The 17,358-nt window shown below is 60.4% G+C and carries 16 protein-coding genes; 7 read left to right on the top strand and 9 right to left on the bottom strand.

Annotated elements, in window-relative coordinates; all coding sequences use genetic code 11:
* Positions 1-6: 6 nt before the first annotated feature.
* The 3 genes from BLV67_RS24455 to BLV67_RS24445 form a co-directional block, all read right to left on the bottom strand.
* Positions 7-2,040 carry an ABC transporter permease subunit gene (locus BLV67_RS24455; RefSeq protein WP_170875882.1) on the bottom strand — a complete coding sequence of 678 codons (2,034 nt, stop codon included), beginning with the start codon at positions 2,038-2,040 and terminating at the stop codon, positions 7-9.
* A 487-nt stretch (positions 2,041-2,527) separates the two neighbouring features.
* Positions 2,528-3,517, bottom strand: a complete 990-nt coding sequence (locus tag BLV67_RS24450; RefSeq protein ID WP_003213401.1) for a phosphate ABC transporter substrate-binding protein PstS — start codon at positions 3,515-3,517, stop codon at positions 2,528-2,530.
* 330 nt (positions 3,518-3,847) lie between these two features.
* A complete protein-coding gene (locus tag BLV67_RS24445) occupies positions 3,848-5,137 on the bottom strand; it encodes an MFS transporter (RefSeq protein WP_065932077.1) in 1,290 nt (429 codons plus the stop codon).
* A gap of 565 nt (positions 5,138-5,702) precedes the next feature.
* Here BLV67_RS24445 and BLV67_RS24440 point away from each other — a divergent pair.
* A complete protein-coding gene (locus BLV67_RS24440) occupies positions 5,703-6,107 on the top strand; it encodes an acyl-CoA thioesterase (protein WP_003176975.1) in 405 nt (134 codons plus the stop codon).
* A 57-nt stretch (positions 6,108-6,164) separates the two neighbouring features.
* Complete coding sequence (locus BLV67_RS24435) at positions 6,165-7,064, top strand: D-hexose-6-phosphate mutarotase (protein WP_069785747.1); 900 nt, start codon at positions 6,165-6,167, stop codon at positions 7,062-7,064.
* 146 nt (positions 7,065-7,210) lie between these two features.
* On the opposite strand, the gene BLV67_RS24425 is transcribed toward BLV67_RS24435, so the two are convergent.
* From BLV67_RS24425 to purE, 4 genes are all read right to left on the bottom strand, one after another.
* Complete coding sequence (locus BLV67_RS24425) at positions 7,211-7,747, bottom strand: DUF3299 domain-containing protein (RefSeq protein WP_017135795.1); 537 nt, start codon at positions 7,745-7,747, stop codon at positions 7,211-7,213.
* A gap of 78 nt (positions 7,748-7,825) precedes the next feature.
* Positions 7,826-8,071 (bottom strand): GlsB/YeaQ/YmgE family stress response membrane protein, encoded by a 246-nt coding sequence (locus tag BLV67_RS24420; RefSeq protein ID WP_015886585.1) that lies wholly within the window; start codon positions 8,069-8,071, stop codon positions 7,826-7,828.
* A 105-nt stretch (positions 8,072-8,176) separates the two neighbouring features.
* Positions 8,177-9,262 (bottom strand): 5-(carboxyamino)imidazole ribonucleotide synthase, encoded by a 1,086-nt coding sequence (locus tag BLV67_RS24415; protein WP_065932075.1) that lies wholly within the window; start codon positions 9,260-9,262, stop codon positions 8,177-8,179.
* A 12-nt stretch (positions 9,263-9,274) separates the two neighbouring features.
* A complete protein-coding gene (purE, locus tag BLV67_RS24410; protein ID WP_003195648.1) occupies positions 9,275-9,766 on the bottom strand; it encodes a 5-(carboxyamino)imidazole ribonucleotide mutase in 492 nt (163 codons plus the stop codon).
* Positions 9,767-10,140: 374 nt separating this feature from the next.
* Here purE and BLV67_RS24405 point away from each other — a divergent pair, with 374 nt between their 5' ends.
* Positions 10,141-10,770 carry a hypothetical protein gene (locus BLV67_RS24405; protein WP_069785748.1) on the top strand — a complete coding sequence of 210 codons (630 nt, stop codon included), beginning with the start codon at positions 10,141-10,143 and terminating at the stop codon, positions 10,768-10,770.
* A gap of 39 nt (positions 10,771-10,809) precedes the next feature.
* Here BLV67_RS24405 and BLV67_RS24400 read toward each other — a convergent pair whose 3' ends face one another.
* Positions 10,810-11,724 (bottom strand): LysR substrate-binding domain-containing protein, encoded by a 915-nt coding sequence (locus tag BLV67_RS24400; protein WP_065932073.1) that lies wholly within the window; start codon positions 11,722-11,724, stop codon positions 10,810-10,812.
* Between the two features lie 182 nt (positions 11,725-11,906).
* On the opposite strand from BLV67_RS24400, the gene aspA reads away from it, so the two are divergent.
* Positions 11,907-13,331: an aspartate ammonia-lyase gene (aspA, locus tag BLV67_RS24395; RefSeq protein WP_017135792.1), complete on the top strand. Its 1,425-nt coding sequence runs from the start codon at positions 11,907-11,909 to the stop codon at positions 13,329-13,331.
* A gap of 32 nt (positions 13,332-13,363) precedes the next feature.
* Here aspA and BLV67_RS33160 read toward each other — a convergent pair whose 3' ends face one another.
* Entirely contained in the window at positions 13,364-13,531 is a 168-nt protein-coding gene (locus BLV67_RS33160) for a hypothetical protein (RefSeq protein WP_163005450.1), read from the bottom strand.
* Between the two features lie 193 nt (positions 13,532-13,724).
* On the opposite strand from BLV67_RS33160, the gene BLV67_RS24390 reads away from it, so the two are divergent.
* From BLV67_RS24390 to BLV67_RS24380, 3 genes are all read left to right on the top strand, one after another.
* Positions 13,725-15,170 carry an alanine/glycine:cation symporter family protein gene (locus tag BLV67_RS24390; protein ID WP_065932072.1) on the top strand — a complete coding sequence of 482 codons (1,446 nt, stop codon included), beginning with the start codon at positions 13,725-13,727 and terminating at the stop codon, positions 15,168-15,170.
* A gap of 76 nt (positions 15,171-15,246) precedes the next feature.
* Entirely contained in the window at positions 15,247-16,224 is a 978-nt protein-coding gene (locus BLV67_RS24385) for an asparaginase (protein ID WP_065932071.1), read from the top strand.
* 50 nt (positions 16,225-16,274) lie between these two features.
* Positions 16,275-17,261: an AraC family transcriptional regulator gene (locus tag BLV67_RS24380; protein WP_069785749.1), complete on the top strand. Its 987-nt coding sequence runs from the start codon at positions 16,275-16,277 to the stop codon at positions 17,259-17,261.
* Positions 17,262-17,358: the final 97 nt, after the last annotated feature.

The raw sequence follows: 17,358 nt of genomic DNA, 5'->3' as shown, positions 1-17,358 counted from the left end.
CCTTTCTTAAAGCGACGAGTATTTCTTGCGCAGACGCTGACGGATCAGCTCGGCGAGGGTGTTCATGATGAAGGTGAACAGCAGCAGCACCAGCGCCGAGAGGAACAGCACGCGGTAGTGACTGCCACCGACTTCCGACTCGGGCATCTCCACCGCAACGTTGGCCGCCAAGGTGCGCAGGCCTTCGAACAGGTTCATCTCCATCACCGGCGTGTTACCGGTGGCCATCAGCACGATCATGGTTTCACCCACTGCGCGGCCCATGCCGATCATCAGTGCGGAGAAGATGCCTGGGCTGGCGGTCAGGATCACCACGCGGGTCATGGTCTGCCACGGCGTGGCACCCAGGGCCAACGAGCCCAGGGTGAGGCCGCGCGGCACGCTGAACACGGCGTCTTCGGCGATGGAGTAGATGTTCGGGATTACCGCAAAACCCATGGCCAGACCGACTACCAGTGCGTTGCGCTGGTCGTAAGTGATGCCCAGATCGTGGGAGATCCACATGCGCATGTCGCCGCCGAAGAACCAGGTTTCCAGGTACGGGCTCATGTACAGCGAGAGCCAGCCCACAAACAGGATCACCGGAATCAGGATCGCGCTTTCCCAGCCATCCGGTACACGCAGGCGGATCGACTCAGGCAAACGGCTGAAGACAAAACCGGCGACCAGGATGCCAATCGGCAGCAACATCAGCAGGCTGAAAATCCCCGGTAGGTGCCCTTCTACATACGGCGCCAGGAACAGGCCGGCGAAGAAGCCGAGGATCACCGTCGGCATCGCTTCCATCAGTTCGATCACCGGCTTGACCTTGCGGCGCAGGCTCGGGGCCATGAAGTAAGCGGTGTAGATGGCCGCAGCCACCGCCAGTGGCGCCGCCAGCAACATGGCGTAGAACGCAGCCTTCAGGGTACCGAAGGTCAGCGGGGCCAAACTCATTTTGGGTTCGAAGTCGGTGTTGGCGGCGGTCGATTGCCAGACGTACTTAGGTTCGTCGTAGTTTTCGTACCAGACCTTGCTCCACAGCGCGCTCCAGGACACTTCCGGGTGGGGGTTGTCGAGCAGCAGCGGTTGCAGCTTGCCGCCGGCTTCGACGATCACGCGGTTGGCGCGTGGCGACATGCCGAACAGGCCTTGGCCATCCACCACAGGGTCGACCAGCAGGGTGCGATGCGCGGTACTGTGGAACACGCCGAACTTGCCGGACGCGTCCAGCGCGGTGAAGCCTTTGCGACGTTCCTCGGCGGTGATTTCCACGATAGGCGCAGTGCCCATCTGGAAGGTGCGGATTTGCTTCAGGCGTTGCTCGCCGTCCGGGTCACGGGCCATGAACCACTGGGCCAGGCCACCCTTGGAGTTACCGACGATCAGCGAGATACCGCCCACCAACTGAGTGCTGGCAGTGATTTCGGCGTTGCCGTCTTCCAGCAGTTTGTAGCGACCGTTGAGGCTGTTATCGCGCAAGTTGAAGACGTCGGCGAGGGCGCGGCCGTTGACCACATACAGCCACTGCTGGCGTGGGTCGACGAAAATCGCCTTCACCGGTTCGGTCATTTGCGGCAGCTCGATACGCTTCTGCTCGCTGGTGACTTCACCGGTCATCATGTTTTCTTCGCGGCTCAGGCTCAGTACGTTCAAGAACGAACCCGCGGAGCCTGCAACCACCAGCGATGAATCGGTGGCGTTGAGCGCGACATGCTCCAGCGGGCGGCCCTGCTCGTCCAGAACGATGGGCGTTTCGCCGTAAGGGTATTCAATGGCCGGCGTAATGGTCTTTTTGCCATCCGGGTACGACACTTTATAAGTGTGGCGGAACACCAGGGACTGGCCATTGGACAAACCGAGGATCACCAACGGGCTGCCGGGCTGGTCTTTGCCGATCGAGGCCACAGTGGCGCCCGCAGGCAATGGCAGGTCGACGCGCTTGAGCTCGGCACCGGTGCTCACATCAAAGAACAGCGCCTGGCCCTTGTCGGAAACCCGCATGGCGACTTGGTTCTGTTCTTCGAGGGAGATCATCAACGGCTTGCCGGCGTCCTGCATCCAGGCGGGTGTCAGCGCGTCTTCCTTGGTCAGCGAGGCACCCTGGAACAAAGGCGCAACTACGTAAGCCAGGAAGAAGAAGATCAGGGTGATGGCGCCGAGCACGGCGAGGCCGCCGATCAACACGTACCAGCGAGTCAGGCGATCCTTGAGCGCGCGAATGCGGCGCTTGCGTTGCAGCTCAGGCGTATTGAAATCAATACGCTTGGGGGGAGAAGTCGTCGTCATGGTGGAATTGGCCAGATCATTCATGCGCACACCCTAGCGATCCTGTATGACAGAAAGATGACAATGCAGTGACGCAAGAAATCCGCCGCGTAGCAGGGCTGGCAGCGGATTAAAAAATTAGAGATGCGGGCGGGCTTTTTGTGGGAGCGGGCTTGCTCGCGAAGGCGGTGCGTCAGTCGCCAGATGAGTTGAATGACACACCGTCTTCGCGAGCAAGCCCGCTCCCGCAGGGCCCGCTGCTACATCAGGTATTGCAGGCTTACTTACCGCCTTCTTTCAAGCCCAGGTCAGCCAGTGCCTTGGCAGCCACTTTAGCCGGCAGCGGGATGTAACCGTCTTTGACGACCACTTCCTGGCCCTGTTTGGACAGAACCAGCTTCACGAACTCAGCTTCCAGCGGGGCCAGAGGCTTGTTCGGGGCTTTGTTGACGTACACGTAGAGGAAACGCGACAGCGGGTATTTGCCGTTCAGGGCGTTTTCTTCGCTGTCTTCGATGAAGTCAGTGCTGCCTTTTTTGGCCAGAGCCACGGTCTTCACGCTAGCGGTTTTGTAGCCGATACCCGAGTAACCGATGCCGTTCAGCGAGGAGCTGATCGACTGCACGACCGAAGCCGAGCCGGGTTGTTCGTTGACGTTTGGCTTGTAGTCGCCTTTGCACAGGGCTTCTTCTTTGAAGTAGCCGTAGGTGCCGGACACCGAGTTACGACCAAACAGCTGAACCGGCTTGTTGGCCAGGTCGCCGGTCACACCCAGGTCGCCCCAGGTTTTAACGTCGGCTTTAGCACCGCACAGACGCGTCGAGGAGAAGATCGCGTCGACTTGTTCCATGGTCAGGTGCTGGATCGGGTTGTCTTTGTGCACGAACACGGCCAGGGCATCCACGGCAACCGGGATAGCGGTTGGCTTGTAACCGTACTTCTGCTCGAAGGCCGCCAGTTCGGTGTCCTTCATCTTGCGGCTCATCGGGCCCAGGTTGGAGGTGCCTTCAGTCAGCGCAGGAGGTGCAGTGGCGGAGCCGGCAGCCTGAATCTGGATGTTGACGTTCGGGTATTCCTTTTTGTAACCCTCAGCCCACAGGGTCATCAGGTTAGCCAGGGTATCGGAACCGACGCTGGACAAGTTGCCCGACACACCAGTGGTCTTAACGTAAGCCGGGATTGCCGGATCAACACCAGCGGCCACCGCGTTGGCGGTCGCAACGCCAGCAGCGACAAAAGTCATTGCCGCCATCAAACGTTTCAGTTTCATGCCTTGCTCCTAGCAGATAGGGATAGTTGGATCGGGGCCAAGTATCGGTAGGCCGTGTGAACACTCTATGTCTGGAATATGACAATTAGATGAAAGGCCAGTATTTGTGAAAATCCTGACAGGAAGGGGAAAGTGCAATAAATCCGGGGCTTGCGAGGAGGTTCAGGCGCTTGGAGCGATGTTTCAGAAACACTCTGTAATCTATGCTGGAATTGATCATTCCCACGCTCTGCGTGGGAACGCATCCAGTGACGCTCTGCGTCACGACCTTCAAAAGCGGACGCAGAGCGTCCAGGCCGGCATTCCCACGCAGAGCGTGGGAACGATCATTCAGCGCCCGCGCTTCCACAGGTAGCCACCGACCGCTATCCCCATCACGCACAGGACAGCCACGTAATAAGCAGGACCCATCGGACTTTCCTTCATCAGCAGCGATACCGCCAATGGCGTCAGGCCGCCGAATACGGCGTAGGCGACGTTGTAGGAGAACGATAAGCCGCTGAAACGCACCACCGGCGGGAACGCTTTCACCATTACGTAAGGCACTACACCGATGGTGCCTACAAACAGGCCGGTCAACGCGTACAGCGGGAACAACCAGTCCGGGTGGGCCATCAGGCTGTGATACAGCGTCCAGGAGGTGGCCAGCAACAACGCGCAACCGGTGACCAAAACGCGACCGGCACCAAAACGGTCAGCCAGCGCGCCGGAAGCGATACAGCCCAGGCTCAGCGTAACGATCGCCAGGCTGTTGGCTTGCAGCGCAACCGTTGGGCTGAAGTGGTAAACGGTTTGCAGCACGGTCGGGGTCATCAGGATGACCACAACCACACCCGCCGACAGCAACCACGTCAGCAGCATCGACAGCACAATGGCGCCACGGTGGTCACGCAGTACCGCGCGCAATGGCAGCTCGGCAGCCAGGGTTTTGCGCTGCTGCATCTCAGCGAAGATCGGTGTTTCATGCAGCCAACGGCGCAAGTACACCGACAGCAGGCCGAACACACCGCCCAGCAGGAACGGGATACGCCACGCGTAATCCGAGACCTGCTCCGGGGTATAAAGGGAGTTGATGGCGGTCGCCACCAGCGAACCCAGCAAAATACCGGCGGTGAGGCCGCTGGTCAGGGTACCGCAGGCATAGCCGATGTGGCGCGGCGGCACGTGTTCGGAAACAAACACCCAGGCGCCCGGTACTTCGCCGCCAATGGCGGCGCCCTGGATGACGCGCATCAGCAGCAACAATAGCGGTGCCCACAGGCCGATCTGTGCGTAGGTCGGCAACAGGCCCATGATCAGGGTCGGCACGGCCATCATGAAGATGCTCAGGGTGAACATTTTTTTGCGGCCCAGCAGGTCACCGAAGTGCGCCATGATGATGCCGCCCAGCGGGCGTGCCAGGTAGCCGGCGGCGAAGATACCGAAGGTCTGCATCATGCGCAGCCATTCGGGCATGTCGACGGGGAAAAACAGCTTCCCGACCACGGTGGCGAAAAATACAAAGATAATGAAATCGTAGAATTCCAGCGCCCCGCCCAAGGCAGACAGCGACAGGGTTTTGTAGTCGTTGCGGGTCAGCGGGCGCGAAGGTTGCGCGCTGCTTGCAGGCACGGAGGACATGGCAAGGCTTCTCTTATTGTCAGGACGGCGAACGCGAGACCCCGGCAGGCGCCGGGGTCGGTTCGGCACGATAACAAATCGCCCGCAAAAGCACAGCGTTGCTTGACGCCCGCGTTTCCAAAGGCAGTCCCCGATAACAGGCCGTGCCAGCGTGCACGGCGCTCGCGGGAACGGTGGGCATGTCGGGCTTCTCTACCAAAGGTGCTGACCCGACTAACAGCCCGGACGCTGTAAATAATCCCGGCGATAGGCACAGTTTCTGCAAAAAGCCGCGATACAGCGCAGATTTGCCGACCAAATGAGCTTGCGGAGGTCGTCGTCGCCACAGGGTCTCGATATACTCGGCCCGTGCGAGCGCCAAACCCGCTGTCTTGAGGGGCTGCTGTGCCAAAACGTTGTTGGATGACCCTCAGGTTAGGTTCCAGCCGCTTTGGCAGAGTTTCCCTTTAGTGCGCCTTACGAGAAACGTATCGAGCGGTGTAGGTTGGTGCTGAAACGTTTTTCCAGAAGACGGCTATCCACTTGAAACACCCATGAAGCGTTACGGGTCAGAGGCACCCTCGGCATGATTGAACTCGAACAAGAAGATCCTATCCCGCAAGGCGATCTCGCCTTGCAAATCACCGCGCTGCCGCGTGAAACAAACGGTTTTGGCGATATCTTCGGCGGCTGGCTGGTCGCGCAGATGGACCTGGCCGGCACGGCCATGGCCAGCAAGGTCGCCGGCGGCCGCGTGGCCACCGTAGCGATTGATCGCATGGCGTTCCTGGTGCCGGTGGCCGTCGGCGCGCAGTTGTCTTTCTACACGCAGGCCCTGGAAATCGGCCGCAGCTCGATCCAGATGATGGTCGAAGTGTGGAGCGACGACCCGCTGTCGAGCGAATGGCGCAAAGTCACCGAGGCGGTGTTTGTGTTCGTCGCCATCGATGGCAGCGGCCGCACACGTTCGGTACCGTCGCGCGCGCGTTAAACCTCACCGGGTTTTGACGGTCAATTGCCCCATTGCCTGCCATAAAGAGTGCTTTGTATGCCTGTGCCCCACGTTGAAACTGTGAAAATCGACGAGCTGGACTGCTGGCGCATTCGCCACAATGGCGCTGAATTGATGGTGGCCCAACAGGGCGCGCACCTCTTCAGTTACCAGCGCCAGGGCGAACAGCCGTTGATCTGGCCGAACCCTGCGGCGGTGTACAAGCAAGGCAAGGGCATCCGTACCGGCGTGCCGGTGTGCTGGCCATGGTTTGGTGTGTTTGACCGCAACCCGCAGAGCGTCAAGGCGATGCGCCAGAGCGAGCAACCGGCCGGCGCCCATGGTTTTGTGCGCACGGCACAGTGGGGGCTGGCTGTGAGCGAACTCGAAGGCCAAGCGCTGCGGGTGGATTTGGTGCTGCCGGTTCCCGAGGGCGGCTTCCCCGGCTGGCCGCATCAGGTCGACCTGACACTGAGCCTGCTGTTGGACGATCAACTGCACATCCACCTGACCAGCCACAACCGTGGCACCGACATCGTGACACTCAGCCAGGCGCTGCACACGTACTTCGCCGTGAGTGACGTGCGCAAGGTGCAGGTCGAAGGGCTGGATGGGCTGGCGTATATCGACACTGCCGATGGCTGGGCCGAGAAGAAGCAGTCCGGTCTGCTGCACTTCAGTGCCGAGACTGACCGTATCTACCTGGATACTCCGGCGCAGCTCGATATCGTCGATACAGATTGGCAGCGTCGCATCCAACTGACCGCCGAGGGTTCGAACTCCACCGTGATCTGGAACCCATGGACCGAACGCGCCAAGGCGTTTGACGACATGGCCGATGATGGCTGGCAGGGCATGCTGTGCATCGAGACGGCCAATGTGCTGGATGATGTGGTGAGCTTGGCGCCGGGTCAAAGCCATACTTTGGGCGTAAGCATCACCAGTATCGGCCTGTAAACCCAATCAAAAATGTGGGGCTTGTGTGGGAGCTGGCTTGCCTGCGATAGCATCACCTCGGTTTCACTGATACACCGAGGTGCCTGAATCGCAGGCAAGCCAGCTCCCACACAAGCCCGCTCCCACATTGGGTTCTGCGTCATGATCTAGAGATCGGATTCTTTGACTACCCTGACCTTCCCCGCATCCAGCGCATACGCCGCATCTGCCAGGTCATTGTTGACCTTCTCCACCTTCAACGTGCCCGTCACCCACAGCGGCGTGTAGATATCATCCAGCTTCAGCCCCTTGGGATAACGCACCAGCACCAACTGGTTAGGCGGCGGTGGCGGTACGTGGATGCAGGCGCCTGGGTACGGCACCAGGAAAAACAGGGTGCTGCGGCCCTTGGCGTCGGTTTCCAACGGTACCGGGTAACCGCCGATGCGGATGTTCTTGCCGTTCATGGCGGCCACGGTCTTGGTCGAGTACATCACCGCCGGCAGGCCTTTGCTCTGCTTCAAGCCACCTTTGTCGGTGAACGTGCCTTGGGCTTCGGGGGAGTTGTGGTCGATCTCGGGCATGGCTTCGAGGGCTTTCTGGTCTGAAAGCGGCATCAGGTCGAGCCAGTCGGTTTCCGGCAGTTCACCGGCGTGCGCCAGGCCTGAGCCCAGCAGGAGGAGTGTGAATAAAAGACGGCGCATGAATAAGCTCGGCAAGTTCAGATGCCGAGCATTCTAGCCCTCTGCGCCTGCGCAGCGCAGAGGGCTTTGTCGCTTAGATCATTTCTTTCTCAGCAGGCCGTAGATCACCAGCAACACGATGGCGCCGATCAGCGCGCCGAGGAAGCCCGCGCCTTGACCCGCCTGGTAGATGCCCAGGGCTTGACCACCGTAGGTGGCGACCAGGGAACCTGCAATACCCAGCAGGATGGTCATGATCCAGCCCATGCTGTCGTCGCCAGGCTTGAGGAAACGCGCCAGCAGGCCGACGATCAAGCCGATAAAGATGGTTCCAATGATACCCATGGCATTTCCCTCTGAATGAAGTGAACTACACGAAAGCCTAGTCAGACTTTAGCGTCCTGCAATCAGAGAGGCGGCGATAACCAATGGTTCCCGCCGCCCTCAAGGTTATTGCTCGGCGATCAGCGCTTCGACCTTGAGAATCTGCGCCTCAAGGGTCGCACGGTCCTTGCAGCGCAGGTTGGCGTGGCCAACTTTACGCCCGACTTTGAAAGCCTTGCCGTAGTGGTGCAGGTGGCAGTCATCAATGGCGATGACTTTTTCTACCGGTGGCACTGCACCGATAAAGTTGAGCATGGCGCTCTCGCCGACCTTGGCCGTGGAACCCAACGGCAAGCCCGCCACCGCCCGCAAGTGGTTTTCGAACTGGCTGCACTCGGCGCCTTCGGTGGTCCAGTGCCCGGAGTTGTGCACGCGCGGGGCGATTTCGTTGGCCTTGAGGCCGCCGTCGACTTCAAAGAACTCAAACGCCATCACGCCGACGTAATCCAGCTGCTTGAGTACGCGGCTGGAATAGTCTTCGGCCAAGGCCTGCAACGGGTGGTCGGTGCTGGCCACGGACAGCTTGAGGATGCCGCTGTCGTGGGTGTTGTGCACCAACGGGTAAAAGCGGGTCTCGCCGTCACGGGCACGCACGGCGATCAGCGACACTTCACCGGTGAACGGCACAAAGCCTTCCAGCAGGCAGGCGACACTGCCCAGTTCGGCAAAGGTGCCAACCACATCGGCAGCGGTGCGCAGGACTTTCTGGCCCTTGCCGTCATAACCCAGGGTGCGGGTCTTGAGCACGGCTGGCAGGCCGATGCTGGCGACGGCGGCGTCCAGGTCCGCCTGGGACTGGATATCGGCGAAGGCCGGGGTCGGGATGCCCAGGTCCTTGAACATGCTCTTCTCGAACCAGCGGTCGCGAGCGATGCGCAAGGCTTCGGCGCTCGGGTACACCGGCACGAATTGCGACAGGAAGGCCACGGTTTCGGCCGGGACGCTTTCGAATTCGAAGGTCACCAGGTCGACTTCATCGGCCAGTTGGCGCAGATGGTCCGGGTCGCTGTAGTCAGCGCGCAGGTGTTCACCCAGGGCCGCCGCGCAGGCGTCCGGCGCCGGGTCCAGGAAAGCGAAGTTCATCCCCAGCGGGGTGCCCGCCAAGGCCAGCATGCGACCCAGTTGGCCGCCACCGATTACACCGATTTTCATCAATCAATACCTTCAGGCGATACGTGGGTCTGGGTTGTCCAACACGCTGTCTGTCTGCTCAGCACGGAATTTTTTCAGCACCGCATGGAACTGCGGGTGCTTGGCGCCCAGGATGCTGGCGGACAGCAACGCGGCGTTGATCGCGCCGGCCTTGCCGATTGCCAGGGTCGCCACCGGAATACCGGCCGGCATCTGCACGATGGACAGCAGCGAATCCACGCCCGAGAGCATCGACGACTGCACCGGCACGCCGAGCACTGGCAGGTGGGTCTTGGCCGCACACATGCCTGGCAGGTGCGCCGCACCGCCGGCACCGGCGATGATCACCTCGATGCCACGGGATTCTGCTTCATCGGCATACTGGAACAGCAAATCCGGGGTGCGGTGGGCAGAGACCACCTTCACTTCATACGGAATGCCGAGTTTTTCCAGCATATCGGCGGTGTGGCTAAGGGTGGACCAATCGGACTTGGAGCCCATGATCACGCCAACCAATGCACTCATCGTCGTGCCTCTTCTCTCTGGGCGCCCGCAGGCGCGTCAAAAAACAACAAGCCACGCGGGAAATCCGGCGTGGCTTGGTGTACGAATTAAGGCCGGTTAGACCGGCCGAAGGCCGCGCAGTATACCGTAATAATCCAGATAAACAGCCCCTTGGAAGACCGCCCGTCACAGGCCTGACCAATCGCACAAACTGACTTAAAAGTCAGGCAGGCGCTGACGACGCTCCGAATGTGCTTGAAAGATCGAACAGAGTTATTGAGCAACACTTTGTAGGAAATAAACACTTGAACACAGATGTTAACAAGTAAGCGTTTTACATGCCCGGCGTGATTGCTTTATTAAATAAGCCTTTAAGCCGATAGAGAGCGCTAGTCATGCAATCCATTAACAGATCACCCTTTGACTTCTGGCACGTTGCAAAACCCGACGGCCCCCTACTTGCCAGCACTGAAAAAAAACCTGTTGAAATACAAGTTATCTTGCATGAGAGCATCAGGCTCACTCAGTCGCAGAAAGACCGAATGCAAAAAAACTTCAACCTGATCCAGTCTGAATTTAAAAAATATGCCGGGCGCGAGGTCAAGTTCAACGTCGATCATTACTCACATCTGCGTGGCTTCAGCAAAGGCGGCGACAAGCTCAGCGACCTGAACTCACAGGTCGACTATTTGAAGCGCCAACAGAAGCAACAGGCCACCGACAACTCGGAAGGGCTCAAAAAATATTTGTTTATTACGCCAAAAAGTGAAGACGGTCACCCTGGATCAGGCGCTCCGGGCTTGGACGCCGGCATTGCTGCATTGAATGACGACAGGGGAATTGCCCACGCCGTAGGGCTTATGTTCGGCGCCAAACCAAGCGACGCCGAAGTTAACTATCATTTCCCTTGGTGGTATGAAACTGTTATGAACGATAGTAGTGTTTCAACAATGCACGCAAACGATTACCGCTTCAGCGATAAGAACCGAACAAACATCCGCACCTATCTAAACAAGTTCAGCTGACACACCATATTTACATCAGACGTCGGCGACTTCACTTGCTCATCCAGAAGTCGCCCCCGCAGCACCACCTTCAAGTTTACGCCACAACAACCGCACGTTCGCCTTGCGCACCAACGCGCAGCGATACAGGCGAATCTCCAGCGGCACGTGCCACTGCGGGCCGCCGCACACCACCAGTTCGCCCCGCGCCAGTTCGGCACGCACGCTCAACTGCGGCACCCAGGCAATACCCAAGCCTTCAAGGGCCATGCTCTTGAGACTGTCTGCCATGGCAGTTTCGTAAATGGTGGTGAAACGCAGGGCGCGCTGACGCAGCAGCAAATTTACCGAGCGACCGAGAAAGGCGCCGGCACTGTAGGCCAGCAACGGCACACTGCCCTCACCTTCCAGGTCGAACATCGGTTTGCCGTCGGCGTCGGCGGCGCACACCGGGAGCATCTCGGTGTTACCCAGGTGCAGCGACGGGAAGATTTCCGCGTCCATCTGCATGGCCGCATCCGGGTCGTAGAACGCCAGCATCAAGTCGCAGCCGCCTTCGCGCAGGGCGTGCACCGCATCGCCAACGTTGGTGGCGACCAGCCGGGTGGCGATGTTCAAGCCCTCATTGCGCAATTGCGCGATCCAGCGCGGGAAGAAACCCAATGCCAGGGAGTGGGCGGCGGCCACTTGCATGACTTCGCCCTGACCGCCTTCGAGATGATGCAAATGGCGCAGCACTTCACCGAGCTGCTCGACCACCGTGCGCGCGGTGACCAGGAACAACTGCCCGGCTGCCGTAAGCTCCACCGGCGTGCGCGAACGGTTGACCAACGTCAGGCCCAACGCAGCTTCAAGGCTGCGGATGCGTCGGCTGAACGCCGGCTGGGTCACAAAGCGCCGTTCCGCCGCCTGGGAAAAGCTGCGGGTGGCCGCCAGGGCACTGAAGTCTTCCAGCCATTTGCTCTCAAGGTTCATCACTTCCTCCCACGGGTATGCACCATTTTGGCACACACGCCCGCCATGATAACCGGGTCACACCTACATTATGCCGTTTGTGCATAGGCCAGTGCTTAACAGCATTGGCCCAAAAACTTCTACAAGCCTAGCATTCGCAGCGTTCCGGCCTGTTCCGGGTCCATATCGAGATGATTTCCGTCATGTCCTCCGCTGCATCTTTCCGTACCGAAAAAGACCTGCTTGGCGTACTCGAAGTACCGGCTCAAGCGTATTACGGCATCCAGACCCTGCGAGCGGTGAACAACTTCCGCCTCTCGGGCGTTCCGATTTCGCATTACCCGAAATTGGTGGTCGGCCTGGCAATGGTCAAGCAAGCAGCCGCTGACGCCAACCGCGAGTTGGGCCAGCTCAGCGAAGCCAAGCACGCTGCCATCAGCGAAGCTTGTGCCCGTCTGATCCGCGGCGATTTCCACGAAGAGTTCGTGGTGGACATGATTCAAGGCGGCGCCGGCACTTCAACCAATATGAATGCCAACGAGGTCATCGCCAACATCGCGTTGGAGGCCATGGGCCACAACAAGGGCGAGTACCAGTACCTGCACCCTAACAACGACGTGAACATGGCGCAGTCGACCAACGACGCCTACCCAACCGCGATCCGCCTGGGTCTGCTGCTGGGCCATGACGCGCTGCTGGCCAGCCTCGACAGCCTGATCCAGGCATTCGCCGCCAAAGGTGTCGAGTTCGGCCACGTGCTGAAAATGGGCCGCACCCAATTGCAAGACGCCGTGCCGATGACCCTCGGCCAGGAATTCCGCGCCTTCGCCACCACCCTGGGTGAAGACCTGGCACGCCTGAAAACCCTGGCGCCAGAGCTGCTGACCGAAGTGAACCTGGGCGGCACCGCCATCGGCACCGGCATCAACGCCGACCCACGTTACCAAGCCCTGGCCGTACAACGCCTGGCGCTGATCAGCGGCCAGCCGCTGGTTCCGGCTGCCGACTTGATCGAAGCCACCTCCGACATGGGCGCTTTCGTGCTGTTCTCCGGCATGCTCAAGCGTACTGCGGTGAAGCTGTCGAAGATCTGCAACGACCTGCGCCTGCTGTCCAGCGGCCCACGCACCGGCATCAACGAGATCAATCTGCCGGCACGCCAGCCAGGCAGCTCGATCATGCCCGGCAAGGTTAACCCGGTGATCCCGGAAGCCGTGAACCAGGTAGCGTTCCAGGTTATCGGTAACGACCTGGCGCTGACCATGGCAGCCGAAGGCGGCCAACTGCAGTTGAACGTGATGGAGCCGCTGATCGCTTTCAAGATCTTCGACTCGATCCGCCTGCTGCAACGCGCCATGGACATGCTGCGCGAGCACTGCATCGTCGGCATCACCGCCAACGAAGCCCGTTGCCGCGAGCTGGTGGAACACTCCATCGGCCTGGTCACCGCGCTGAACCCGTACATCGGCTATGAAAACGCCACCCGCATTGCGCGTATCGCCCTCGAAAGCGGCCGCGGCGTGCTGGAACTGGTGCGCGAAGAAGGCTTGCTCGACGACGCCATGCTCGACGACATCCTGCGCCCCGAAAACATGATTGCCCCACGTTTGGTCCCGCTGAAGGCCTAAGCGTTTGATGCACCGCTCACCAGGTTGAGGGACTAGACACCTCTCACCTTTTGAGGGCCTGAAGGCTCGTTCTTCAGGCCCTTTTTTTTGCCCCAAGGTTGTGAAATGAAGCCCATAAAAAATCCAATATCGCCCTGCAAACCCTCCTTGCCTGCAACCGCCTGGCTGAAACCTTTAATCGCCCCGTGCAGACGGATCACGCTCGCCTAGGTATAGTGCCGCCCCTCTTCGCGTCTGCGGCCGTCGGTAACGAGGCCCGCAGACATCGCGAAAGCGCATGAATAACAACACCCGCAAAAGGATTGGGGTCGAACCGTCGCGCACTGCCTGGTGCTATGCGAGGGCTCGCACCGTCCTGCGTTTGCCATTAGAAAAATCAGCGAGGAACACTCCATGCTCGAAGTCATCAACGACTTCCTCTCAGGGAAAGTACTGATCGTGCTCATTGTCGGGCTCGGCGGTTATTTCACGATCCGCTCGCGTTTCGTACAGTTGCGTCACTTTTTCCACATGTTCTCGGTGTTCAAAGACAGCCTGAAGAGCAGCTCCGGCCAGCTCAGTTCCTTCCAGGCATTGATGCTCAGCCTGGCCGGCCGCGTGGGTGCCGGTAACATCGCCGGTGTCGGCATTGCCGTGACCCTGGGTGGCCCGGGCGCCGTGTTCTGGATGTGGGTCACCGCGCTGGTGGGCATGTCCTCGAGCTTTATCGAGTGCTCCCTCGGCCAGTTGTACAAGCGCACCGATGCCGAAGGCACCTACCGCGGCGGCCCGGCGTATTACATCCAGCACGGTTTGCAGAAGCGCTGGCTGGGTATGGTCATGGCGTTCCTGTTGCTGGTGACTTTCGGTTTCGCCTTCAACGGCCTGCAAGCCCACGCCGTGACTCACTCGCTGAACAACGCCTTTGGCCTGGACACCACCTACACCGGCCTGGCGCTGGCGGTATTGCTGGGCCTGGTATTCATCGGCGGGATCAAGCGCATCGCTTCGATTGCCGACCTGCTGGTGCCGGTCAAGACCCTGGTCTACATCGCTGTGACCCTGTACGTGATCGTGCTGCAATTCGACCACGTACCGGCCATGCTCGCGACCATCGTCAAAAGCGCGTTCGGCCTCGACCAAGCCTTCGGTGGCCTGGTGGGCAGCGCGATCATCATGGGTGTGAAGCGCGGCGTGTTCGCCAACGAAGCAGGTTTAGGCAGTGCGCCTAACGTGGCCGCGGTGGCCTCGGTAGAACACCCGATCGCCCAAGGCGTGGTGCAAGCGTTCAGCGTGTTCCTCGACACGTTCGTGATCTGCACCTGCACCGCGTTGCTGATCCTGCTCTCCGGTTTCTACACCCCAGGCTTTGAAGGCGACGGCATTGCCCTGACCCAGAACTCCCTGGCGGCGGTAGTCGGTGACTGGGGCCGCATGTTTATCTCGGTGGCCCTGGCGTTGTTCGTGTTCACCTCGATCATGTACAACTACTACCTGGGCGAGAGCAACCTGCGCTTCCTGGTGGGCAACAACCGCAAGGTGCTAATGGGCTACCGCGCGCTGGTGCTGGTGCTGATTTTCTGGGGTTCGATCGAGAACCTGAGCACCGTGTTCGCCTTTGCCGACATCACCATGACCCTGCTCGCGTTCGTGAACCTGTTCGCCCTGGCGTTCCTGTTCAAGATTGCCATGCGCATCCTCAATGACTACGACAACCAGCGCGCAGCGGGCATCAAGACGCCGGTGTTCGACTCCAGCCAGTTCCCCGACCTGGACCTGGACCGCAAGGCCTGGCCGGCCAACCCGGCAAAGCCGCAAGCAGTCGCCTCGGCTGAACTGAGCGCTCAAGCGCAACGTTAATCACCGCTAGATGACACGCCGCCCGGCCTTGGGCATGCTCTGGGCCCGGCGGCGTTTTTCGTTCAGGAGATTTTTCATGCAACCAGCTAACAACGTGATGGTGCTCTACACCGGCGGCACCATTGGCATGCAAGCCAGCGCCAACGGCCTGGCACCGGCGTCGGGTTTTGAGGCGCGCATGCGCGAACAGCTCGCCGATGCAGCAGTGCCCACCTGGCGCTTTCAAGAGATGTCGCCACTGATCGACAGCGCCAACATGACGCCCACCTATTGGCAGCATCTGCGCAGCGCCGTGGTTGAGGCCGTCGACGCAGGCTGCGATGCGGTGCTGATCCTGCACGGCACCGACACCCTGGCCTACAGCGCGGCAGCCATGAGCTTTCAACTGCTGGGCCTGCCGGCGCCGGTAGTTTTCACCGGCTCAATGCTGCCGGCCGGCGTGCCCGACAGCGATGCCTGGGAAAACGTCAGCGGCGCGTTGACGGCCTTGGGCGAAGGCCTGGCGCCGGGCGTGCAGCTGTACTTCCACGGCGCGCTGATGGCACCGACCCGTTGCGCGAAAATCCGCAGTTTCGGCCGCCATCCGTTCGCAGCCCTGCAGCGCAATGGCGGCGTCGCCCAGGCCGACATGATCCCGGCCGCCCTGCATTACCGCCAGCCCAAAGCCTTGGCCAATGTCGGCGTGTTGCCGCTGGTGCCGGGCATCGCCGCCGCGCAACTGGATGCGTTGATCGACAGCGGCATCCAGGCGCTGGTGCTGGAATGCTTCGGCAGCGGCACCGGGCCGAGCGATAACCCTGATTTCCTCGCCAGCCTCAAACGTGCGCAGGCGCTGGGCGTGACCGTCGTGGCAATCACCCAATGCCATGAAGGCGGCGTGGAGCTGGACGTATACGAAGCCGGCAGCCGCTTGCGTGGCGTGGGCGTGCTGTCCGGTGGCGGCATGACCCGCGAAGCGGCGTTCGGCAAGCTCAATGCGCTGCTCGGCGCCGGGCTTGAGGCCAGCGAAGTGCGCCGTCTGGTGGAACTGGACCTGTGCGGCGAACTGAGCTGACCGGCATGTAACTTGCTGCCCTTCCAGCCATCCCCTGGCTGGAAGTTCCCATGCTGCACTCCCACCTCACCACCCTCAATGCTGTTTCGCTGGTGCTCAATACCTTCAAAGGTTTGCCCCATGAGGCACTGCTGGCCGGCAGCGGCATCTGTGCGGCGGACTTGAGCCGGGCCGACACGCGCATCACCACCAATCAGGAAATGCGCGTGTGCGCCAATGCCGTGGCCCTGCGTCGCGATGTCGGCCTGGAGCTGGGCGCACAAATGCATGTGTCGGCCTACGGCATGCTCGGTTACGCCCTGCTCACCAGTGCCACCTTTGGTGACGCGTTACGCTTGGCCCTGCGGTATCCGGCGCTGTTGGGAACACTGTTCGAGCTGAGCCTTGAAGAGGACGGCGAGCGCATCTGGTTCACCGCCGGCGACTACCGGGAAACCCCCAGCCTGGAAATGTTCAACGTCGAGCTGTGCCTGGCGTCATTGAAAGTGATCTGCGACGACCTGCTCGGCCAGCCTTTGCCCTTACTGGCTGCGCGCTTCGAACATGACGCCCCCGACTACCGCACGCGCTACGCCGAACGTTTCCCCTGCACGCTGCAATTTCAGGCCACCGCCAATGCCTTTGCCTTCGACAAACACTGGCTGGACCAACCTCTGCCCCTGGCCGACGCCATCACCCACCAGGCCATGGCCGAGCGTTGCCGTAAACAAAACCTGGAGTTCACCGGGCGCCAGGCCTGGCTCGGCAGAATTCGCCAACTGCTCCTCGCACAGCTCAACGCCGCGCCCGGCCTGGAGGGTTTGGCCGAGCAGATGAACTGTTCAGCGCGCACCCTGCGCCGACACCTGCATGACCTGGGCTGCAGCTACCAGGAGCTGCTGGACGAGTTGCGCTTCGAACGCGCCAAGCAACTGCTGGCTGAGGACCAGTGGCCGATCTACCGGATTGCCGAGGCACTGGGCTTCAGCGAAACGGCAAGTTTCAGGCATGCCTTTGTGCGTTGGAGTGGCGTGGCACCGAGCCAATTTCGCGCATGATGCTTCATTGAGGGGCGAATTCAGGACAGATAATTTGGCCATAATTATCCCCTTTTGGCCGCTCCTGCCGTTCTCTTAAAGCACGCCCGCCGCAAGA

The sequence above is a fragment of the Pseudomonas salomonii genome (genome assembly GCF_900107155.1).
In the GTDB taxonomy this organism is placed as follows: domain Bacteria; phylum Pseudomonadota; class Gammaproteobacteria; order Pseudomonadales; family Pseudomonadaceae; genus Aquipseudomonas; species Aquipseudomonas salomonii.
Note: the sequence above shows the minus strand (reverse complement) of the source record. Positions and strands in the feature narration are given on the sequence as shown.